Source organism: Mycobacterium sp. (assembly GCF_047975165.1).
Classification (GTDB): Bacteria; Actinomycetota; Actinomycetes; order Mycobacteriales; family Mycobacteriaceae; genus Mycobacterium.
Genome location: NZ_JBKECZ010000047.1, coordinates 38,308 through 59,321 on the forward strand (window position 1 = coordinate 38,308; position 21,014 = coordinate 59,321).

22 protein-coding genes are annotated in these 21,014 nt (G+C 67.9%); 10 read left to right on the forward strand and 12 right to left on the reverse strand.

Going from position 1 to position 21,014, the window contains the following annotated elements; translation table 11 throughout:
- Positions 1-1,350: an HRDC domain-containing protein gene (locus tag ACK5M9_RS05010; protein WP_416892079.1), complete on the forward strand. Its 1,350-nt coding sequence runs from the start codon at positions 1-3 to the stop codon at positions 1,348-1,350.
- Here the strand turns inward: ACK5M9_RS05010 and dxs are convergent.
- The gene (gene dxs, locus ACK5M9_RS05015; protein WP_416892080.1) at positions 1,347-3,263 is read right to left on the reverse strand and encodes a 1-deoxy-D-xylulose-5-phosphate synthase; all 1,917 of its coding nucleotides are present in this window, start codon (positions 3,261-3,263) and stop codon (positions 1,347-1,349) included. The genes ACK5M9_RS05010 and dxs overlap by 4 nt on opposite strands.
- A 189-nt stretch (positions 3,264-3,452) precedes the next feature.
- Between dxs and ACK5M9_RS05020 the strand changes: the two genes are divergently transcribed.
- From ACK5M9_RS05020 to ACK5M9_RS05030, 3 genes are read left to right on the forward strand one after another with little or no spacing between them, the layout of a single operon-like run.
- A complete protein-coding gene (locus tag ACK5M9_RS05020) occupies positions 3,453-3,896 on the forward strand; it encodes a CBS domain-containing protein (RefSeq protein ID WP_416892081.1) in 444 nt (147 codons plus the stop codon).
- A gap of 58 nt (positions 3,897-3,954) precedes the next feature.
- Positions 3,955-5,244, forward strand: a complete 1,290-nt coding sequence (locus ACK5M9_RS05025; RefSeq protein WP_416892082.1) for an SLC13 family permease — start codon at positions 3,955-3,957, stop codon at positions 5,242-5,244.
- Positions 5,245-5,285: 41 nt separating this feature from the next.
- A complete protein-coding gene (locus ACK5M9_RS05030; protein ID WP_416892083.1) occupies positions 5,286-6,575 on the forward strand; it encodes an ArsB/NhaD family transporter in 1,290 nt (429 codons plus the stop codon).
- A gap of 108 nt (positions 6,576-6,683) precedes the next feature.
- Here ACK5M9_RS05030 and ACK5M9_RS05035 read toward each other — a convergent pair whose 3' ends face one another.
- The 5 genes from ACK5M9_RS05035 to ACK5M9_RS05055 are packed head-to-tail and all read right to left on the reverse strand — an operon-like array spanning position 6,684 to position 12,234.
- Positions 6,684-7,415, reverse strand: a complete 732-nt coding sequence (locus ACK5M9_RS05035) for an ABC transporter permease (RefSeq protein WP_416892084.1) — start codon at positions 7,413-7,415, stop codon at positions 6,684-6,686.
- Between the two features lie 8 nt (positions 7,416-7,423).
- Positions 7,424-8,146, reverse strand: a complete 723-nt coding sequence (locus tag ACK5M9_RS05040; RefSeq protein ID WP_416892085.1) for a fluoroquinolone transporter permease — start codon at positions 8,144-8,146, stop codon at positions 7,424-7,426.
- Positions 8,143-9,036 (reverse strand): ABC transporter ATP-binding protein, encoded by an 894-nt coding sequence (locus ACK5M9_RS05045; protein WP_416892086.1) that lies wholly within the window; start codon positions 9,034-9,036, stop codon positions 8,143-8,145. Before ACK5M9_RS05045 ends, ACK5M9_RS05040 begins: the two co-directional genes overlap by 4 nt.
- Positions 9,037-9,046: 10 nt before the next feature.
- Positions 9,047-10,243, reverse strand: a complete 1,197-nt coding sequence (locus ACK5M9_RS05050) for a class I SAM-dependent RNA methyltransferase (protein WP_416892087.1) — start codon at positions 10,241-10,243, stop codon at positions 9,047-9,049.
- Positions 10,240-12,234 (reverse strand): APC family permease, encoded by a 1,995-nt coding sequence (locus ACK5M9_RS05055; RefSeq protein WP_416892141.1) that lies wholly within the window; start codon positions 12,232-12,234, stop codon positions 10,240-10,242. Before ACK5M9_RS05055 ends, ACK5M9_RS05050 begins: the two co-directional genes overlap by 4 nt.
- Positions 12,235-12,420: 186 nt before the next feature.
- On the opposite strand from ACK5M9_RS05055, the gene ACK5M9_RS05060 reads away from it, so the two are divergent.
- Positions 12,421-13,092: a potassium channel family protein gene (locus ACK5M9_RS05060; RefSeq protein WP_416892088.1), complete on the forward strand. Its 672-nt coding sequence runs from the start codon at positions 12,421-12,423 to the stop codon at positions 13,090-13,092.
- Between the two features lie 114 nt (positions 13,093-13,206).
- Complete coding sequence (locus ACK5M9_RS05065) at positions 13,207-13,881, forward strand: potassium channel family protein (RefSeq protein WP_416892089.1); 675 nt, start codon at positions 13,207-13,209, stop codon at positions 13,879-13,881.
- 164 nt (positions 13,882-14,045) lie between these two features.
- Here ACK5M9_RS05065 and ACK5M9_RS05070 read toward each other — a convergent pair whose 3' ends face one another.
- Together ACK5M9_RS05070 and ACK5M9_RS05075 are read right to left on the reverse strand one after the other, a co-directional pair.
- Positions 14,046-14,693, reverse strand: coding sequence for a DUF3159 domain-containing protein (locus tag ACK5M9_RS05070; RefSeq protein ID WP_416892090.1), 648 nt, complete (start codon positions 14,691-14,693; stop codon positions 14,046-14,048).
- A gap of 54 nt (positions 14,694-14,747) precedes the next feature.
- Positions 14,748-15,116, reverse strand: coding sequence for an OB-fold nucleic acid binding domain-containing protein (locus ACK5M9_RS05075; RefSeq protein ID WP_416892091.1), 369 nt, complete (start codon positions 15,114-15,116; stop codon positions 14,748-14,750).
- A 171-nt stretch (positions 15,117-15,287) separates the two neighbouring features.
- Between ACK5M9_RS05075 and ACK5M9_RS05080 the strand changes: the two genes are divergently transcribed.
- Positions 15,288-15,989: an alpha/beta hydrolase gene (locus ACK5M9_RS05080; protein ID WP_416892092.1), complete on the forward strand. Its 702-nt coding sequence runs from the start codon at positions 15,288-15,290 to the stop codon at positions 15,987-15,989.
- 30 nt (positions 15,990-16,019) lie between these two features.
- Here ACK5M9_RS05080 and ACK5M9_RS05085 read toward each other — a convergent pair whose 3' ends face one another.
- Together ACK5M9_RS05085 and dut are read right to left on the reverse strand one after the other, a co-directional pair.
- Positions 16,020-16,820, reverse strand: coding sequence for a DUF3710 domain-containing protein (locus ACK5M9_RS05085; RefSeq protein WP_416892093.1), 801 nt, complete (start codon positions 16,818-16,820; stop codon positions 16,020-16,022).
- A 27-nt stretch (positions 16,821-16,847) separates the two neighbouring features.
- Positions 16,848-17,312, reverse strand: a complete 465-nt coding sequence (dut, locus tag ACK5M9_RS05090) for a dUTP diphosphatase (RefSeq protein ID WP_416892094.1) — start codon at positions 17,310-17,312, stop codon at positions 16,848-16,850.
- 24 nt (positions 17,313-17,336) lie between these two features.
- Here dut and ACK5M9_RS05095 point away from each other — a divergent pair, with 24 nt between their 5' ends.
- Positions 17,337-17,846 (forward strand): DUF3093 domain-containing protein, encoded by a 510-nt coding sequence (locus ACK5M9_RS05095; RefSeq protein ID WP_416892095.1) that lies wholly within the window; start codon positions 17,337-17,339, stop codon positions 17,844-17,846.
- 25 nt (positions 17,847-17,871) lie between these two features.
- On the opposite strand, the gene ACK5M9_RS05100 is transcribed toward ACK5M9_RS05095, so the two are convergent.
- Entirely contained in the window at positions 17,872-18,174 is a 303-nt protein-coding gene (locus tag ACK5M9_RS05100; RefSeq protein WP_416892096.1) for a DUF4193 domain-containing protein, read from the reverse strand.
- 213 nt (positions 18,175-18,387) lie between these two features.
- Between ACK5M9_RS05100 and cei the strand changes: the two genes are divergently transcribed.
- On the forward strand, positions 18,388-19,041 hold the full coding sequence (cei, locus tag ACK5M9_RS05105) for an envelope integrity protein Cei (RefSeq protein ID WP_416892097.1): 654 nt from the start codon (positions 18,388-18,390) through the stop codon (positions 19,039-19,041).
- Positions 19,042-19,045: 4 nt separating this feature from the next.
- On the opposite strand, the gene ACK5M9_RS05110 is transcribed toward cei, so the two are convergent.
- Complete coding sequence (locus ACK5M9_RS05110; RefSeq protein ID WP_416892098.1) at positions 19,046-19,930, reverse strand: inositol monophosphatase family protein; 885 nt, start codon at positions 19,928-19,930, stop codon at positions 19,046-19,048.
- A gap of 109 nt (positions 19,931-20,039) precedes the next feature.
- Between ACK5M9_RS05110 and ppgK the strand changes: the two genes are divergently transcribed.
- Complete coding sequence (gene ppgK, locus ACK5M9_RS05115; protein WP_416892099.1) at positions 20,040-20,846, forward strand: polyphosphate--glucose phosphotransferase; 807 nt, start codon at positions 20,040-20,042, stop codon at positions 20,844-20,846.
- Positions 20,847-21,014: the final 168 nt, after the last annotated feature.

A 21,014-nucleotide genomic window follows, 5' to 3' on the forward strand; every position in this document is an offset into this window, starting at 1 on the left:
ATGAGTTCCGAGCCCTCTCCGGCGGAGGCCGAGCCGTCCCCGACTGAGAGCCGGCCGTCGGCTGAGGGCGAGCCGCCGGACGGCCCGGAAACCGAGGTAGTCCCACTGCTGCATCCCGCGGACGGGATGCCCGAGCTCAGCGTCACCGCCGACCAGATCGCCTCGGCCGCGGCCCTGCTGGATCGCGGCCGCGGTTCGTTCGCCATAGATGCCGAGCGCGCATCGGGCTTCCGCTACTCCAACCGGGCCTATCTGATCCAGATCCGGCGGGCCGGGGCCGGCACCGTGCTGATCGACCCGGTCAGCCACGGCGGCGACCCGCTGAGGGTGCTGAAGCCGGTGGCCGAGGTGCTCGACCAGGAAGAGTGGATTCTGCACGCCGCCGACCAGGATCTGCCCTGCCTGGCCGAAGTCGGAATGCGCCCGCCCGCGCTCTACGACACCGAGCTCGCGGGCCGGCTGGCCGGGTTCGACCGGGTCAACCTGGCCACCATGGTCGAGCGGCTACTGGGCCGGGGCCTGGCCAAGGGACACGGCGCCGCCGACTGGTCCAAGCGCCCGCTGCCACCCGGCTGGCTCAACTATGCCGCCCTCGATGTGGAGCTGCTCATCGAACTTCGCGCGGGCATCGCCGAAATCCTGGAGCAGCAGGGTAAAACAGAGTGGGCCGCACAGGAATTCGAATTGGTGCGGATGTTCGCGGACAGGGCGCCACCGGCAATCCGGCGCGAACGCTGGCGGCGAACCTCGGGCATCCACAAGGTGCGCGATCGCCGTGCACTGGCCGCTGTGCGGGAACTGTGGACCGCCCGCGACCGGATCGCCGAACGCCGGGACATCGCTCCGCACCGCGTCCTGCCCGATTCCGCCATCATCGACGCCGCCGTCTCCGACCCCACATCGGTCGACGAGCTGACCGCCCTACCGGTATTCGGCGGACGCAACCAGCGCCGTAGCGCCGCGACATGGCTGGACGCACTGGAAGCCGCGCGGCGCAGCCAGGACCCGCCCGAGGTGAACGAACCCTCGAATGTCCTACCGCCGCCGTCACGCTGGGGCAGACGCAAACCCGACGCCGCCGCCCGACTGGAAGCCGCCCGCGCCGCCCTGGCGGAATTGTCCGAGCACACCGGGATTCCCGCGGAGAACCTCGTCGCCCCGGACCTGGTACGGCGGCTGTGCTGGGACTGGGACGCACTGGCGGCAGACGGCGCCGACCCCGAACACGTCGTCGCCGAACACCTGCGCAACGGGCAGGCCCGGCGCTGGCAGCGCGAACTCGTGGTTCCGCTGCTCGCCGCCGCCATACCGGGCGCGGCGCAGAGCAAGGCGGAAGCCGAGAACGACTAGTCCAGACGCTCGTGGACCTCGGCCCGTTCCACGGCCGACGTCGCCAATGCGGCAACCCAACCGGTGATCTGGCGGGCGATGTCCTGATCGGTGAGCCCGCGTTCGGCCAGCACCTCGCCCCGCGATGCCTGCGCGATGAAATCCTGCGGCAGCCCGACGTCGCGGCAGGGAACGTCGACCTCGGCGGCCCGCAACGCCGCCGACACCGCCGAACCGACACCGCCGGCAACCCCGTTGTCCTCCACCGTCACCACCAGCTTGTGCCCCGCCGCCAACTCGCGAATGGCCTCCGGCACCGGCAGCACCCAGCGAGGGTCGATCGCCGTCACACCGATTCCCTGGTTGTGCAGCCGCTTGGCCACCGCCACTGCCATCGAGCCGAACGCGCCGACCGCAATCAGCAGCACATCGGTGTGCAGCCCGGCCGCCGGCACCGCCAGCACATCCACCCCGTTGCGGCGCTCCAGCGCCGGAATATCCTCACCCACATCACCTTTGGGGAACCGTAGCGCCGTCGGGCCGTCGTCGACGTCGAGTGCCTCGGCGAGTTCCTCGCGCAGCCGGGTGCCATCGCGGGGTGCGGCCACCCGGATTCCGGGCACGATCCCCAGGATCGACAGGTCCCACATGCCGTTGTGGCTGGGGCCGTCGCTGCCGGTGACCCCGGCCCGGTCGAGCACCATGGTGACGGGCAGCTTGTGCAACGCCACATCCATCATGATCTGGTCGAAGGCCCGGTTGAGGAAGGTCGAATAGATGGCCACCACCGGATGCAGACCGCCCATCGCCAGGCCGGCCGCCGAGGTCATCGCGTGCTGCTCGGCGATGCCGACGTCGAACAACCTGTCCGGGAACGCTCCCCCGAACGCGGCCAACCCGGTGGGGCCGGGCATCGCCGCGGTGATGGCGACGATGTCGCGGCGGTGGTGCCCGTGGGCGACCAGCGCATCGGCGAACGTCGCCGTCCAGCCCGGACCGGCCACCTTGGTGGCAATCCCGGTGATCGGATCGATGGGAACCGTGGAGTGCATCTGCTCGGCCTCGTCGGCCTCGGCCGGCCCGTAGCCCATCCCCTTGCGGGTGACGACGTGCACGATCACCGGGGCGCCGAAGCCGCGGGCGCTGCGCAGCGCGACTTCCACGGCACGCTCGTCGTGGCCGTCGACGGGGCCGACGTATTTCAGCCCGAGGTCGGTGAACAGCAACTGCGGCGACAGCGAGTCCTTGATACCCGCCTTGACGCTGTGCACCACGTTGTAGGCGACCTCGCCCACCAGCGGCACCGCCCGCATCGCGTCCTTGCTGCGCTCCAGAAACCGCTCGTAGGCGGGCTGCAGCCGCAATTTCGCCAGGTGGTCGGCGACTCCTCCAATCGTTGGCGCGTAGCTGCGCCCGTTGTCGTTGACCACGATGATCACCGGCCGTTTCGAGGCGGCGATATTGTTCAGCGCCTCCCAGCACATGCCACCGGTGAGCGCCCCGTCGCCAACGACGGCCACCACGTGCCGGTTGCGGTGCCCGGTCAGCCGAAACGCCTGGGCCAAGCCGTCGGCGTAGGACAGTGCGGCGCTGGCATGGCTGGACTCCACCCAGTCGTGTTCGCTCTCCGCCCGGCACGGATATCCCGAGAGCCCGTCCTTTTTCCGCAGGCCGTCGAAGTCGTGCGCGCGCCCGGTCAGCAGCTTGTGGACGTAGGCCTGGTGTCCGGTGTCGAAGATGATCGGATCGTGCGGCGAATCGAACACCCGATGCAGCGCCAGTGTGAGCTCGACGACACCGAGGTTTGGGCCGAGGTGCCCGCCGGTCGCCGCCACCTTGTGAATGAGGAATTCGCGGATTTCGCAGGCCAGGTCGCCGAGTTGGCGCTGGGAAAGGTGCTGCAGATCAGCGGGTCCGCGGATCTGTTCCAGCATCCGGTCAGTCTACGCAGATCCCTGGTGAGCCGCCCCGGAGCGCAACTTTTGGTAACCTCTGTCAGCGGTGAGCCGGGAAGTCTGGTCGGCACGATAGTTCTCAGACCGTCCCATTGACCGCGGAGTGAAAAAATCATGCGTCTCGACACCGGCCGGACAGTGACCGCGGTCCGGACGTATCGTCACAGTATGCGCGCCGAAGAGTTCGCCGAAGAGTTCCCCGTCGTCAGCATCGATTCGAGCGCACTGGACGCCGCACGCACGCTCGCCGAACACCGGCTGCCCGGACTGCTGGTCACCGGAACACACGGCCGGGCCTACGCCGTACTGCCCGCCTCCCAGGTGGTGCGCTTCATCGTGCCCAGTTACGTCCAGGATGATCCCTCGCTGGCGGGTGTGCTCAACGAATCGACCGCCGACCGGGCCGCGGAGAAGCTGGCCGGCAAGAAGGTCCGCGATGTGCTGCCCGACCATCTGGTCGACGTTCCCGCCGCCCACGCCGACGACACCATCATCGAGGTCGCCGCGATGATGGCGCGGCTGCGCAGCCCGTTGCTCGCGGTTGTCAAAGACGGACAACTCCTCGGAGTGATCACGGCTTCGCGCCTGCTCGCGGCGGCGTTGAAGCATTGATCTCCAGGTATCCGGCACCGGCGCGCGACGATACACACCCCGGGCAGGTGAGTAGCCGATGAGCGCCCTCGCGGCCGTCGTCTTCGTGATGGTCTTCGCCCTGATCACCAACGACCGGGTCAACAAGACCGTGGTGGCGCTGGCCGGCGCCGGCATCGTGGTCGCGCTGCCCATCATCACCTCCCACGACGTCTTCTACTCCCACGAGACCGGCATCGACTGGGACGTCATCTTCCTGCTGCTGGGCATGATGATCATCGTCAGCGTGCTGCGCCAGACCGGCATCTTCGAGTACGTCGCGATCTGGTCGGCCAAACGCGCCCGCGGCTCGCCGCTGCGCATCATGATCCTGCTGGTGCTGGTCACCGCGATCGCCTCGGCGCTGCTGGACAACGTCACCACCGTGCTGCTGATCGCCCCGGTGACCCTGCTGGTCTGCGACCGGCTCGCCATCAACGCCTCCCCGTTCCTGATGGCCGAAGCGTTCGCGTCGAACATCGGCGGAACAGCGACACTGGTCGGCGACCCGCCCAACATCATCATCGCCAGCAAGGCCGGGCTGACCTTCAACGATTTCCTGGTGCACGTGGCGCCGGTGGTCGTGGTCACCATGGTCGTCCTGATCGCCATGCTGCCGCGCCTGTTCCCGGGAGCGTTCGTCGTGGATCAGGCGCGGGTGGCCGACATGATGGCGCTGGAGGAACGCGAAGCGATCCGCGATCCGAAGCTGCTGATCCGGTGCGGGATCGTGCTGGCCGCGGTATTCACCGCGTTCATCGGCCATTCGGCGGTGCACCTGGAGCCTTCGCTGGTGGCGATGCTGGGCGCCGGCATCCTGATCCTGGTCTCCCGCCAGGATTCATCGGAGTACCTGTCCAGTGTCGAATGGGACACCCTGCTGTTCTTCGCCGGGCTGTTCATCGTGGTGGGCGCGCTGGTGAAGACCGGTGTGGTCGCGCAGCTCGCGCAACTGGCGGTCACCGCGACCGGCGGCCATCCCCTGTTGACGACGATGGTGATCCTCGCCGCGTCGCTGGTGGTCAGCGGTATCGTCAACAACGTGCCGTACGCGGCGACGATGACCCCGATCGTCGCCGACCTGATTCCATCGTTGGTCAGCAACGGAGGCACCCAGGTGGTGTGGTGGGCGCTGGCGATCGGCACCGACTACGGCGGCAACCTGACCGCGGTGGGCGCCAGTGCCAACGTCGTCATCCTCGGTATCGCCAAGCGCGCCGACAATCCCATCTCGTTCTGGGAGTTCACCCGCAAGGGCATCATCGTGACGGCGATGTCGCTGGTCGTGGCCGCGCTGTATCTGTGGCTGCGCTATTTCGTGCTGGCCTGACCGATGACGTCCGGACGCGGCAGAAAGTCGAAGTCCCTTCGATGAGTGCCGTCGCGGTTGCGGTGTTCGTCGTCGCCTACATCCTGATTGCCACCGACCGGGTGCACAAGACGGTCGCGGCGCTGACGGGCGCGGCGATCGTGGTCATCCTGCCGATCAGCAATTCCCACGACGCCTTCTACTCCCACGAGACCGGCATCGACTGGGACGTCATCTTCCTGCTGCTGGGCATGATGATCATCGTCGGTGTGCTGCGCCAGACCGGCGTGTTCGAATACGTCGCGATCTGGTCGGCCAAGCGCGCCGGCGGCTCGCCGTTTCGAATCATGATCCTGCTGGTTCTGGTGGTCGCCGTGGGTTCGGCCCTGCTGGACAACGTCACAACGGTGCTGCTGATCGCCCCGGTGACCCTGCTGGTCTGCGACCGGCTGGCGATCAGCGCGATCCCGTTCCTGATGGCCGAGGTGTTCGCCGCCAACATCGGCGGCGCCGCCACCCTCGTCGGCGATCCCCCCAACATCATCATCGCCAGTCGCGCCGACCTGTCCTTCGATGAGTTCCTGGTGCACATGGCACCGATCGTCATCATCGTGCTCGTCGTGTTCGTCGCGTTGCTACCGCTGCTGTTCCGGGGCGCTTTCACGGTGAACAGCGACCGCGTCGCCGACATCATGTCGCTCAACGAGCACGAGGCGCTTCGGGATCGGGCACTGCTGACCAAGTGTGGCGGGGTGCTGACGCTGGTGTTCACCGCGTTCATTGCCCACCCCATCCTGCATATTCAGCCCTCCCTGGCGGCCCTGGTGGGTGCCGGGCTGCTGATCCTGATCTCGGGGTTGAAGCCGTCGGAGTACCTGTCCAGCGTCGAATGGGACACCCTGCTGTTCTTCGCCGGGCTGTTCGTCATGGTCGGCGCCCTGATGAAGACCGGCGTCATCGACAAGCTGGCCCGCGGCGCCATCGAACTCAGCGGCGGCCACGAATTTCTCACGGTGCTGATGATTCTCGGCATCTCCGCGCCGGTGTCGGGCATCATCGACAACATTCCGTATGTGGCCACCATGGCGCCCGTCATCTCCGAGCTTGTCGCGATCATGCCTGGGCAAGTGGACCCGAACGTGCTGTGGTGGACGCTGGCGCTGGGCGCGGACTTCGGCGGGAACCTGACCGCCGTCGGCGCCAGCGCCAACGTGGTGGTCATCGGAATCGCCAAGCGCGCGGGACGCCCGATCTCCTTCTGGGAGTTCACCCGCAAAGGCATAGTCGTCACCGTGATTTCGGTTGTCATGGCCGGGATTTACCTGTGGCTGCGCTACTTCATGGTGGGTTAGGGCTGGGCAGTGACGCTGACTCTGCGCTGGTGGCGCAATCACCTCCGCTGACTCTGCACCCAGGGCGCAAAAGTGCGAGTAGATCGCGCCACCAGCGCAGGATCACCGTCAGGTGTGGGCGGCGCGAAACCTGTTGAACAGCCACCACCCCAGGACCAGGTTGTATCCGAAGCCGGCCACCAGGTACGGCCACCAGATGCCGTGTGCGGCGGCCACCCAGAATGACTTGGCGGCCCAGTAGGGCGGCAGCACACCGAAGGCCAGGTTCCAACCCGAATGGATGAACCAGGGCAGGCAGGGCAGGCCGGCGATGAGCAAGCCGAGGGCGCGTACCATCGCCAGGCCCTGAATCTTGTTGCTCGCCACTGCGATGATCAGCAGTAGCGTCACCACCGCGGTCAGCCCGGCGAGCAGCCCAATGGGAATCAACGGCAGCATCAGCCCCGGACCCAACAGCCCACTGCATGACATGGTGGCAACCACGTACGCCGCGGTCACCGCGACAACCGTCGCGGCCCGGTAGCCGAGGAATATCGACAACGGCACCGGGGTGACCCGCAGCGCGGTCAGGGTGCCCGCGTCGATCTCATCGAGCACCAGGAAGGCCCCCAGGGCGCCGACGATGATGATGCTGGTCAGCAGCAGGAATGCGGTCAGGATCAACGGGTAGTACGGCACCAGGTCGAATCCGTTGCGCCGGGCCAGCAGCACGGTGGCCTTCGGGGTCAGCACCGCCACCGCGGTGGTCCAGATGACCGGGGCGACGACGATCATCACCAGCAGCGGTTCCCGGTAGGTGCCGCGAAGGTCGTTGCGCCCGAACGCTGTCAGCGCACGCATCGGCGGCGTCATGGGCCCGTCGAACCCGCCCCGTCGCCCGCCAGCACGTAGCGAGTGAACAGCGCTCTTGCCGCCCAGCACAATCCGGCCACACATAGCAGCGGATAGCCCACCGCGTAGGCGACCTGCCACGCTTGCAGACTCAACTGGCCGAACGCACTGCCCAGCAGTAGCAGCGGCCCCTGCATGGGCAGCAGGTAGAGCACCGGGTGCGGCCACAGCCCCGACAGGTAGAGGACCGGCAGATTCATCACGGCCAGCGGAATCGTGGCCGCCAGGAACCAATCGCTGATCGAGGCGAAGGGCAGTGACGTGACGAAACCCACCAGCAGCATCAGCAGCGTCCCCAAGGTCACCCCGGCGAGCACGGGCATCACACGGTAGTCGAGCCCGTGCGCAACGGTGACGACCACCACAGCTACACCCAGCGAAATCATCAGCAGCACAAGCAATTTAGCGAACAGATACTCGAAGAACCGCAACGGGGTGCAGATAACCGCCCCCAGGGTGCGTTCCTGTTTCTCGAAGAACACCGCGCCCGCGATGAAGAAGAACCCGATGATGGTGATGTCGCCGCACAGCACGTAGGGCTCGGCGGCCCGGCGCAGCCCGGGCGGCATCGGCAGCAGCACCGCCAGCCAGATCAATCCGGAGAACACCGCGGCATGCAAGAACCGCTGCCGCAGTTGGCTGGTCAGTTCCAGGCACACCGCGCGGGCCAGGCGGGTCACCGCAGGCGCCTTCCGGTGAGCTCGACGAGGACGTCGTCGAGGGAGGCTTCACGGCTGTGGATGGTCTCGACGTGCTCGTCACGGAGCAGCGCATAAAACGCCGGATCATCGGCGAGGGTGTCCATCGGGAACTCAGCCGTCGTCAAACCTCCTTTGGCCCTGCGGTATTCGACCCGGACCACGCGCCGGCTGCGGGCGATCTTCAGCTCGGCCGGCGCGTCGAGCGCAACGATCCGGCCGTCGACCACAAACGCCACGCGGTCGCAGAGCTCGTCGGCCGTCGCCATATCGTGGGTGGTCAGGAAGACGGTGCGCCCGCGCGCCTTCAGATCCACGATCATGTCCTTGACCGTGCGAGCGTTCACCGGATCCAGGCCGGCTGTCGGCTCGTCGAGGAACAGCAGCTCCGGCTCGTTGATCAGGGCGCGGGCGAACGTGAGCCGCATCTGCATGCCCTTGGAGTACCGGCCCACCCGAGTATGGGCATGGTCGGCCAGTCCCAGTTCGTCCAGCAGCCGGACCGGGTCGGCGGTCGCACCCCGGTACAGGGACGCGAAGAACCGCAGGTTCTCCACACCGGTGAGCTTCCGGTAGTGATTGGGCAGTTCGAACGACACTCCGATGCGTTCGTAGTAGTCGGAACCCTGGGATGCCGGCTCCGCACCCCAGACCTCGATCGTGCCGCCGTGACCGCGCAGCAGCCCGATCAGCAATCGCTGTGTCGTCGACTTGCCCGCCCCGCTGGGGCCCAGGAAGCCGAAGATCTCGCCGCGGCCGACGGTGAAATCCATTCCGCGGATGGCCGGAGTGTGCGATCGCGGGTAGCTGAAGGTAAGACCGCGGACCGTGATCACATCTGACGTCTCAGCGGAATAGCGGTCGCCGGACATCCCGTGCCGCCTATCGGGTGAGGAGCGCGACGCACTCCACGTGGTGGGTCAGGGGAAACGCGTCGAACACCTCGATCTTCCGCACGGTGTAGCCGCTGCGCCGGTACAGCCCGATATCGCGGGCGAATGATGCTGCCTCACAGCCGAAATGAACCACCTTCGGCACTTCGGCGGCCGCCAGCAGGTCGATCACCTCACGGCCCGCACCAGATCGCGGCGGATCCAGCACCGCTACGTCGGCGCCGGAGGTCTGTGCCGTCAGCACCCGGCGTACCGAACCGGTGACGATGTCCACCTGCGGCAGATCCGCCAGCGCCGCCCGCGCCGCGCCCGACGCCGCGCGCGAAGTATCGACGCTGAGCACCCGGCCCGACTCCCCCACCGCCTCGGCCAGCACCGCGGCGAAAACACCGGCGCCGCCGTAGAGGTCCCAGCCGGTCATGCCGTCGGCGACCTCCGCCCAGTCGGCGACGACACTGCTGTAGGTCGCCGCGGCATCGCGGTGCGCCTGCCAGAACGCCGTCACCGGCAACCGCCAGCCGCGGGAGCCCACCCGCTGCAGCACTTGGTCGCCGCCTTCGACGACATCCACCGTCGTGCGCCTACCCTGCCGCACGGTGGCGGCCACGTGTCGCTGCCCGTCGTCGTCGACAACGGCATGCACCCGGGCCCCGGCCGGCCAGTCGCGCCGTGCAAGATCGTCGAGCATCCCGGCAGACACTTGGGCGCACCGCAGGTCGCAGACCAGCTCATCGCTGTGGTAGCGGTGGAACCCCGGGTGACCGTCTGCTCCCACGTCGAGCCGGACCCGGGTACGCCAACCGGTGGCACCGGCATTCCCGACGGCCCGCGCCGAACCTGCCCACCGATAGCCGCCGAGCCGGTCGAGCTGGTTGGCCACCACCTCGGCCTTGAGCGTCAGCGCGGCCGGCGGGGCCGCGAACGACAGGTCGCAACAGCCGGCGCCATCCACCCCGGCGATCGGACACAGCGGGTCGATCCGATCCGGCGACGCCGAGATGACGTCGATAACCTCTGCGTGCCAATAGGATCCGCGATCCGCGGTCACCCGCGCCCGGACCCGCTCGCCGGGCAGGGCGTGGCGGACGAAAACCACCCGGCCGTCGTGGTGCGCGATGCAACTTCCACCGTTGGCGGGCGGGCCGACATCCAACGTCAGCTCCACGGCGGCGGGTTCGGGAGTCAATCGAAGATGCCCCGCCGTGCGTCGCCGGGGGCCGCGTGCGCCTCGAACTCCTTGATCCGCTCGGAGGAGGTCAGCTGCCAGGGAACGGACGTCACCATCACCCCGGGCATGAACAGCAGCCGGCCCTTGAGCCGAAGCGCACTCTGATTGTGCAGCAGCTGTTCCCACCAGCGGCCCACCACGTACTCCGGGATGAACACCGTCACCACCGAACGCGGCGATTCCCTACTCACCCGCTTGACGTAGTCCAGTACCGGACCGGTGATGTCGCGGTACGGGGAGGCGATCACTTTCAGGGGGACGTTGACGTCGCTGTCCTCCCACTCATGCTGCAGCTCAAGGGTTTCGGCTTCGTCGACTTTGACGGTGATGGCCTCCAGCACGTCCGGCCGGGTGGCGCGGGCATAGGCCAGGGCGCGCAGCGTGGGCAGGCGCAACTTCGACACCAGCACCAGAGCGTGATTGCGGCTGGGCAGCACGATCTCCGTTCCGTGTGCTGCGGCCTCTTCGGCCAGTTCCCGGCTGACCCCGTCGTAGTGGTGGCGGATCAGTTTCATCAGCACGAACATCACCGTCATGGCCACGATGGCGATCCAGGCGCCAGCCAGGAATTTGGTCACCATCACGACCAGCAGCACCGCACCGGTGGCAATGGCCCCGATGGTGTTGACGATCCGCGATCGGCCCATCCTGCGCCGGGCCGCGGCGTCGGTCTCGGTGCGCAACAGCCTGGTCCAGTGCCGCACCATGCCGATCTGGCTCAGCGTGAACGAGATGAAGACGCCGACGATGTAGAGCTGGATCAGGGCACTGAGCTCGGCGCGGAACGCGATGATCGCCGACAGGGCCGCCACCGACAGGAAGACGATCCCGTTGGAGAAGGCCAGCCGGTCGCCTCGGGTGTGCAGCTGGCGGGGCAGGTAGCTGTGCTGGGCGAGCACCGAGCCGAGCACTGGGAACCCGTTGAAGGCGGTGTTGGCCGCCAGCACGAGGATGAGCGCCGTGACCGCGGTGATCAGCACGAACCCGATCTGAAAGCTGCCGAACACCGTGTGGGCGATTTGGGTGACCAGGGTCTTCTGGAGGTAGTCGACAGGCACTCCGGTCAGCTGCAGCTCCGGGTCGTCGACCAGCTGCACCCCGATCATGTTGGACAGCACGATGATGCCCATCAGCAGGGCGACCGCGATCCCGCCCAGCATCAGCAGGGTGGTGGCCGCGTTGCGCGACTTGGGTTTCTCGAACGCGGGCACCCCGTTGCTGATCGCCTCGACACCGGTCAGCGCCGCACATCCCGACGAGAAGGACCGGGCGACCAGGAACACCAGCGCGAAACCGAAGACCTTGCCGTGCTCGGCGTGCATGTGCACACCTGCGGACTCGGAGGACTCGGCCTGCAGGTGATCGCCGAGTATGAAGATCCGGAAGAATCCCCAGCCCAGCATCGCGACGATCCCGACGATGAAGGCGTAGGTCGGTATGGCGAAGGCCACCCCGGATTCGCGGACCCCGCGCAGATTGATCGCCGTCACCAGCAGGATCGCCGCCACGCAGAACCAGACCTTGTGGTGGGCCACCAGCGGGACGGCCGATCCGATATTCGACATCGCCGACGCGGTCGAGACTGCGACGGTCAGGACGTAGTCGACCATCAGGGCGCTGGCCACGGTCAGGCCGGCGTTGTCACCGAGGTTGGTGGTGACCACCTCGTAGTCGCCGCCACCGGATGGGTAGGCGTGCACGTTCTGGCGGTAGCTGGCGACCACGACCAGCATGACCGCGCCCACCGCGAGACCGATCCACGGCGACAGCGAGTAGGCGGCCAGCCCGCCGACCGAGAGCATCAGAAAGATCTCCTCGGGGGCGTAGGCCACCGATGACAACGCGTCCGAGGCGAACACCGGCAGGGCGATGCGCTTGGGCAGCAACGTGTGGCTCAGTTGGTCGCTGCGATATGGCTCGCCGATCAGCAGTGTGCGCGCATTGCGCACAACATTTGAAAACTTCGACACGAGAGCCAAGACTAAGCCCACACGGGTCCGGCGGTAGCGTTCCCTAGGCGAGAATTTTCCCCGGCGGACCCCGGGGGCGCCGAGGGCGCTGGTGGGCGCCGGTGGGCCCCGGGATCGATCGCCGATCGATCGCGACGGGAAGTGCACAACCGAAAGGACCTCCACGTGCGGGTGGTTGTGATGGGATGCGGCCGGGTCGGATCTTCGCTGGCGCACGGCCTGTCGCGAATCGGCCACGATGTCTCGGTCATCGACCGTGACAGCACGGCATTCAACCGGCTCAACGCCGAATTCGCGGGTGAACGGGTGATCGGGCAGGGTTTCGACCGCGATGTGCTGCTCGCGGCCGGCATCGAACGCGCCGACGCATTCGCCGCCGTGTCATCCGGGGACAACTCGAACATCATCTCGGCACGGTTGGCGCGGGAAACGTTCGCCGTGCGGCGGGTGGTTGCCCGCATCTACGACGCCAAGCGCGCCGAGGTCTACGAACGCCTCGGTATTCCGACGATCGCCACGGTTCCGTGGACCACCGACCGGTTGCTCAACACGTTGATGCAGGAGACCGAGACCGCCAAATGGAGAGATCCGACCGGAACGGTCGCAGTCGCCCAGGTTGTGCTGCACGAGAGATGGATCGGCTACCAGGTCAAGGAGTTCCAGCATGCCACCGGGGCGCGGGTGGCCTTCCTGATCCGCTTCGGCACCGGGGTCCTGCCGGAGCCGACGACGGTGCTGCAGGCCGGCGACCAGGTCTATGTGGCCGCGATCTCCGGCCGTGTCGGCGAAGCGCTGGCCATCGCGGCACTGCCGCCCAGCGAGGAGCTGGAGCGATGAGGCGGGGGGCGGCCGGATGAAACGCGGCAACGACGAAAACGCCGGCGGAGCTGGCGTTGACGCCGGCGGAGCTGGCGTTGACGCCGGCGGAGCCGGGGTTGAGGAGTGGCGCAGATGAAGGTAGCCATCGCTGGCGCGGGAGCCGTGGGTCGCTCGGTCACCCGTGAGCTCGTCGCGAATTCGCACGATGTGACGCTGATCGAGCGCAACACCGATCACCTGGACGCCGAAGCGATTCCTGACGCAAACTGGCTTCTTGGCGATGCTTGCGAATTGACTCTGCTCGAATCGATGCATCTGGAGGATTTCGACGTGGTGGTCGCCGCCACCGGCGATGACAAGGCCAACGTGGTGCTCAGTCTGCTGGCAAAGACCGAGTTCGCCGTCCCCCGCGTGGTGGCCCGGGTCAACGATCCGCGCAACGAGTGGCTGTTCACCGACGCCTGGGGGGTCGACGTGGCGGTGTCCACACCCCGGATGTTGGCCTCGCTGATCGAGGAGGCGGTCGCCGTCGGCGACCTGGTGCGCCTGATGGAGTTCCGCAAGGGCGAGGCCAACCTGGTCGAGATCACTCTGCCCGACGACACGCCGTGGGGTGGGAAACCCGTGCGCAAGCTGCAGCTACCGAGTGACGCGGCACTGGTGACGATCCTGCGGGGGGCCCGGGTGATCGTGCCGGAAGGCGATGAACCCCTGGAGGGCGGCGATGAGTTGCTCTTCGTGGCCACCACCGAGGTTGAAGAGGGGCTGCAGCGCCTGCTGCTGCCGGATTCCGAGCACTCCGGCTAGGAACGTGGGTCGGTAGCCCACCTGGCGGGTTATTCGAGGTTGATTCTGCGCTGGTGGCGCAAAAGTGCGAGTGGAGGGCGCCCTCAACGCAGAGTCAACGCCACTGCCCAACCCCTAGCGTTCACTCTGCGCTCACGGCGCCACCTACCCGCACTTTTGCACCCTCAACGCAGGGTCAACGGGGGTGGTTGCGCCACGGGCGCAGAATCGGCGGTGGACGTGCGCCGGACGGCCTTGATCGCCGCATAGGTCGCCAGCGCCGCAAGGCCGGTGAGCGGCCAGCCCATCGCGATCCGAGCCACCCCCAACCAGCCGGTCTCACCGAGGTCGTAGAGGCGTTCCTGGACCAGGAAACGGGCCCCGAACACCAGCGTCCAGCACAGCGATGCCCCGTCGAAGGCGTACACCGCCCGCGGCACGTCCCGCCAGCTGTTGTCGCGCCCGCTGGCCCAGCTCCAGACGTAGCCGACCGCGGGCCTGCGGATGACGATCGATACCGCGAAGACGACAGCCCACAGCAGCGACATCCAGATACCCAGCAGAAAATACCCCTTCGCCTGACCCAGGAAGTACGCGATCAGCGCACAGACCGCGACCCCGAAAAATCCCGACACTGCCGGTTGCACGGAGTCGCGGCGGATCAGCCGCCAAAACAACACCAGGGCGGCCGTACCCAGCGCGGCGGCGATCGCCGGCAGCAGGCCGACCACGCCGGAGACCACGACGAATGTCACCACCGGAAGCGTCGAGTAGACGAGGCCGCTTGCGCCACCCGCCTGCTCCAGTAGCTGCCCGGCCCGGTCAGCGTTCACCGGGGGCAGCCGCGTCCCGGGCCGGGTGACCCGGACCTGTCGTGGTCCGAGGCCTCACCGCTGGATTTCGTAGTGCGGGTTGTAGATGGCCTTGTTCCCGTTCTCCAGTTTGCCCAGCCGCCCCCGCACCCGCAGCGTGCGGCCGGAGTCGATTCCCGGAATGCGTCGCTGGCCCAGCCACACCAAAGTCACGCTGTCGCTGCCGTCGAACAGCTCCGCGCGCACGCCGCCGGCGCATCCCTTGCCGTTGGTTTCGACGCTGCGCAGTGTCCCCACCATCGTCACCTCTTGGCCGCGCTCACAGTCGACGACGCGCTGCGCACCGGAATTGAGGACTTCGTCGGCCAGTTCGTCGGCCTCGCGCAGCTCCGGGTCTTCCGTCACTCGACGGGTCAGCCGACGAAGATATCCTGGGCTCCCCATTGACCGCTCCTGACAATCTGACGTCATTCGGGCAGGTGTCTGCCACCCATCCCGCATGTCACCATGCAAGGGCAACCGTAGACCTGTTGGTCGCCCCGCGCCACACCCGCTGACCAGGTGTCGGCGGGCACCCCGGTCCCGACACGCTGCCGCGCCGGGCACTATGGGTGGGTGGCTGTCGATCTGCGCGGTGTCACCACGGTGTTGCTCCCCGGAACAGGATCCGACGACGACTACGTACGCCGGGCCTTTTCCGGTCCGCTGACCGCAGCGGGAACGACGGTGGAGGCGCCGGTGCCGCAGCCGGGCCGGTTGATCGACGGCTATCGGGCCGCCTTGGACGACGCCGCCCGGCTGGGGCCGATCGGTGTCGGCGGTGTCTCGATCGGGGCGGCGGTGGCCGCCGCCTGGGCACTGGCGCATCCCGAATCCACCGTGGCCGTGCTGGCGGCACTGCCGGCCTGGAGCGGCGGCCCCGGCGATGCCCCGGCTGCCCAGGCCGCCCGGCATACGGCGGCGCAGCTGCGTCGACAGGGATTGGCGGTGACGACGGCGCAGATGCGGGCGTCCAGTCCGCCGTGGTTGGCAGCCGAGCTGACCCGTTCGTGGCAGGCGCAGTGGCCGGGGCTGCCCGATGCCATGGAGGCGGTGGCGTCCTTCGTGGCGCCCAGTTGCGCCGAGTTGGCCGCACTGACCGCACCGCTGGGCGTGGTGGCCGCACTCGACGATCCGATCCACCCGTTGCGGGTCGGCGCCGACTGGGCGAACGCCGCACCCCGTGGGGCACTGCGCACGGTAACGCTGACCGAGATGGGTACACACACCGAGGTGCTGGGAGCGGCCTGTCTCGCCGCCCTCGGTGCGGCGGGTTGACGGCGGCTTCGGGGGCGGGTGGGCCGCCGGTCAACCCCCGGTGTTCGTGCCGCGCAACTGCTGCATCGCCGACCCGCCGGCTCCCCGGCGGGCGCCCGGCTGGAGCGACTGCGACGGTGCGGGTTCGGGCGGTTCCGGCTCGGGACTCTGTTCGGCGCCCTGCTGGGCGGTCGCGGCTGCGGCCAACTGCTGGGCCATCGGCTCGGGCAGTTGCACCGGCAGCGGCGTGCGCACCGGCAACGGCGTGTCCCCTCGGCGAACCACCGTGTCGGCCAGTGCGGCCCGAGCCTCCTCGGTGAGCACATCGAAGGTTTCGAGGGCCCCGTTGACCACGCATCGAATCATCCAGCGGTAGCCGTCGACCCCGATGAAGCGGACCGCGCCGGAGGCAGTGCCGATCACTTCCCGCCCCCAAGGGCCGTCTTTGATCGATACCTCTGCGGAGTCCTTCCGCAGCGAGTCGGCCAGTTCGCCGGCCACCTCGCGCCACAGGCCGGGGCTTTTTGGTGCGGCATAGGCGGCGATGGTGTACCGGCCGTTGGGCGTGATCACCCACACCGCGCTGGGGACTCCGGTCTCGGTCAGTTCAACCTGCACCTGGCCCGCCGCGGGCATCGGGACGAGTACCGAACCGAGGTCGAGGCGGGCGATCTCGGCCGCAGCGGGATCGTCGAAGTCCTCGATATCGAACGGGCCATCGGGTTCCCCGCCCTGCGCGTCGGGTTCGTCGAGCGCATCGGCGTCCGCGCTGTGAGCGGCCACCGGCGGTGCCGGGGTGGCGTCTGTGCGCGCGCGCCTACCGAATGCCTTCACGGGCGCCGCCCTCCTCATCGCTTCGTTCGCTCACCTCGTCGCCGGTCACAAACTCGCGTGCCCACCGGAAGAACCGTGGCCGCCGTCTCCGCGCGACGTTTCAGCCAACCCCGCCTCGTGGAACGACGCCACCTCGACGAGGTCCACCAATTCGACCCGCTGGACCACCAACTGCGCAATCCGGTCACCGCGACCCACCACGATGGGTGTCGTGGGATCGAGATTGATCAGCGCCACCTTGATTTCACCACGGTATCCCGCGTCGATGGTGCCGGGACTGTTGACGATCGACAGCCCCACCCGCGAGGCCAGTCCCGAACGCGGGTGGACCAACCCGACCATGCCGAACGGGATGGCGACCGCCACACCGGTGCGCACCAGGGCGCGCTGCCCGGATGCCAGCTGCACGTCCTCGGCGCTGAACAGATCCACTCCGGCGTCGCCCTGGTGAGCGCGCGCGGGCATCGGGAGGCCTTCGTCGAGGCGGACTACGGCCAGACTGATCGCCACGGGGCCACAGATTACCCTTGTGCCGTGACCGAGACGCGCGTCGTGCCGCACAGTGTGCGATATCGCGAACGTTTGCGGGTGCCCTGGTGGTGGTGGCCACTGGGTTTCTCAGCGGCAGCCCTGATAGCAACGGAATTCAACATGGGCCTGCGCTCCCTGCCCGACTGGTTGCCGTTCGCGACGCTGTTCTCCGTTGCGACCGCCACCCTGCTGTGGCTCGGGCGTCTCGAGGTCCGGGTCGTCGAGGGCGCAGCCTCGGGCCCCGGCCAAAGCCCCGGGCTCGGGAAGGAGGTTGAAGTGTGGGCCGGCGACGCGCATCTGCCGGTCACCGTGATCTCCAGGTCCGCCGAGGTTGCGCGGACCGCGAAGTCGGCTGCACTGGGCCGGCAGCTCGACCCGGCGGCCTTCGTCCTACATCGGCCGTGGGTCGGCCCGATGGTTCTGATGGTCCTCGATGACCCCGACGATCCGACACCGTATTGGCTGGTGAGCTGCCGCCACCCCGACCGGATGCTGGCTGCGATGCGTAGTTGAGGCGGCGGGTTGCAGGTTGTGCCCGTCAGGGCGCGCAGTCGGTGCAGATCATCAGGCCGTTCTTCTCGCTGGCCAACCGGCTGCGGTGCTGCACCAGGAAACAACTGGAGCAGGTGAACTCGTCAGCCTGCTTGGGGACGACCCGCACGGACAACTCTTCGCCGGAAAGGTCGGCGCCGGGCAACTCGAAAGACTCCGCGGATTCCGACTCGTCGACGTCCACAACCGCCGACGCCGCTTCGTTGCGCCGCGCCTTCAGCGCCTCCAGCGAATCCTCGGAGACATCGTCGTTGTCGGTACGCCGTGGAGCGTCATAGTCGGTAGCCATTCCTCTACTCCCCGTCCGTTGTCGCCCGCGTCAGTCCAAGCATCCAGTTCACGCAACTGGTTCAAGCAACGCTTTGTACCAGCGTCGAACGCCTGCACCAAATGATTCGTGCCCTTATCGACAACAAACTGGGCGTGATTTACGTCACATCATATGACCAGTCGTTTCCCGGCGCCCTGAACGGCGAAGCGACCCCGCGATTAGAGTGCAGCTGTGGTCGCACACATCACCGCCGGAACCGCCTTCGACAAGCACGGTCGGCCTTTTCGGCGCCGCAACCCCCGGCCCGCGATCGTCGCCGTCACCCTGATGGCGTTGGTGACCGGCCTGGTGTGGACTATCGCCCTCACCGGGTCGCCGGACACCCGGGAAGCTGCAGTGTGCAACCCACCGCCGCCGACCGACGGTGCGGCGCCGGGTGGCGACCTCGGCGAGCCGGTATCACGGAGTCAGATGATCGACGTCGCACCCGCCGAACTCCGGCACACCAAGGTGCGGGTACTCAATGCCAGCGGCCGCGGCGGCCACGCCGGTGATATTGCCGCCGCACTGCAGGACTTGGGTTTTGCCCGGCCGAGTGCCGCCAACGACCCCCTCTACGCCGACGTCCGGCTGAACTGCCAAGGCCAGATCCGCTTCGGCTCCGCCGGACAGAGCACCGCCGCGGCGCTCTGGCTGGTCGCTCCCTGCACCGAGCTCTACAACGACGGCCGGGCCGACGACTCCGTCGACCTTGCACTCGGCACCGACTTCACCGCGCTGGCCCACAGTGACGACGTCGAGGCAGCGCTGACGGTCCTGCGGTCGGGCGCCACCGAACCTACCAACCCCGCGCTGCTGTCGCGGATCCACGCCGACAGCTGCTGATCGCTCAGTTCAGCGGTTCCAGCCCACCCGCGTCCCGCAGAACGCCCAGCAGTGCGTCGCTGATGCCGGGCGACGCGGCCACCACCGGCCCGGCGCCGGTCGCGCCGGGTGCCGGTAGCACTACCCGCGCACCCGCTTCGGCGGCGATCAGCGCTCCGGCCGCCTGATCCCAAACCTGCAGCCCATGCTCGTAGTAGGCATCGAGCCGGCCCGCCGCCACCAGGCACAGATCCAGCGCCGCGGAGCCGATCCGCCGCACGTCGCGGACCACGGGGAGAATCCGCGCCAGCAGCGCCGCCTGAGCACTCCGCCGCGCCGGCGAGTAGCCGAATCCGGTGCCCAGCAACGCCATCGACAAATCCTCGACGGCGGAGCACCGCAGCGCATGCGTGCCGTTCGCATCGACGACGCTCGCCCCCTGTCCCAACGCCGCGGAGTAGACCCGTCCGCCAACCACGTCGGCAACGGCACCGGCCACCGACCGGCCACCGACCTGCACCCCGACCGAAACCGCATAGGCCGGGATTCCGTAGACGAAGTTCACCGTGCCGTCGATCGGGTCCAGCACCCAGGTGACCGTGCCCGCCGGCCCGGTGGCGGTGCCCTCCGGCCCGCCACCCTCCTCCCCGAGAATCAGGTCGCCGGGCCGCAGTTCAGCGATCCGATCACGCAGCAACCGTTCGGTGTCGGTATCGACCACCGTCACGGGGTCGGTCGGAGTGGTCTTGGCGCGTACCGCCCCGGTACCCGAATCCGGCCCGCCAGCGGGTCCGGCGCCGAACACTTCCGCGCGGCGGCGACGGACGAATACCGCCGCCTCATCCGCCAGCAAGTGAGCCACCGAACGCAACGTCGCGGCCTCCGTGCGCGATCTTCCCGACGGGTTCACGGGTCTATCGCATCACAGCCACCGAGCGATCGACACATCGTGCGTCGCGGCTTCCTCGGAACGCGGTCGCTATGGTGAGCAAACAACCCGCACCCGTCGAGGAGATCCGATGGCCGCCATCCCGTCCGGGACTCACCCGTCAGCCGAACCGGCCACCTCCCAGCCGCGGCGCCGAGGTTTCGGTATCGACGTGGGCGGCAGCGGCATCAAGGGCGCCGTCGTGAACCTGGACACCGGACAGCTGATCGGCGACCGCATCAAGCTGCTCACCCCGCAACCGGCCACGCCCGCGGCGGTCGCCAGGGCCATCGCCGAAGTGGTCGACCGGTTCGGGTGGGCCGGACCGCTCGGCGTGACCTACCCCGGGGTCGTCACCCACGGCATCGTGCGGACGGCGGCAAACGTGGACAAGGCGTGGATCGGAACCGATGCCCGCGCCGTGATCAGCGCCGAACTCGACGGCCAGGACGTCACGATCCTCAACGACGCGGACGCTGCCGGATTGGCCGAGGAACGTTTCGGTGCAGGCCGGGGCCATGAGGGGCTGGTCGCGTTGCTCACCTTCGGAACCGGTATCGGTTCGGCACTCATCCACGACGGAACACTGATCCCCAACACCGAATTCGGCCACATCGAGGTCGGCGGCAAAGAGGCCGAGCAACGCGCAGCCTCATCGGTCAGGGAGAACAAGGGCTGGAGCTACGCGAAGTGGGCGAAACAGGTCACCAGGGTGCTGGTCGCGGTCGAGAACGCCATCTGCCCCGACCTGTTCATCGCCGGCGGCGGCATCAGCCGCAAAGCCGACAAGTGGGTTCACCTGCTGGAATGCCGCACACCGGTGGTGCCCGCCGCACTGCGCAACGCGGCCGGGATCGTCGGGGCGGCGATGGCAGCCGACGGGGGCGCGTCACGCTGAATTTCGGCCGCTCGACAAAGCCGCGCCGGTGGTGAAGTTACAATGGTCGCCGGCGGCCGCCCAAACCGACTAGCGCGCGATACGCACGCTGATGTCGATCGCCGACATTCGACATAGCAGACATTTTCGGTGAACTGTGTCCACACCGAAAGTGCGTCCGACCAAAGG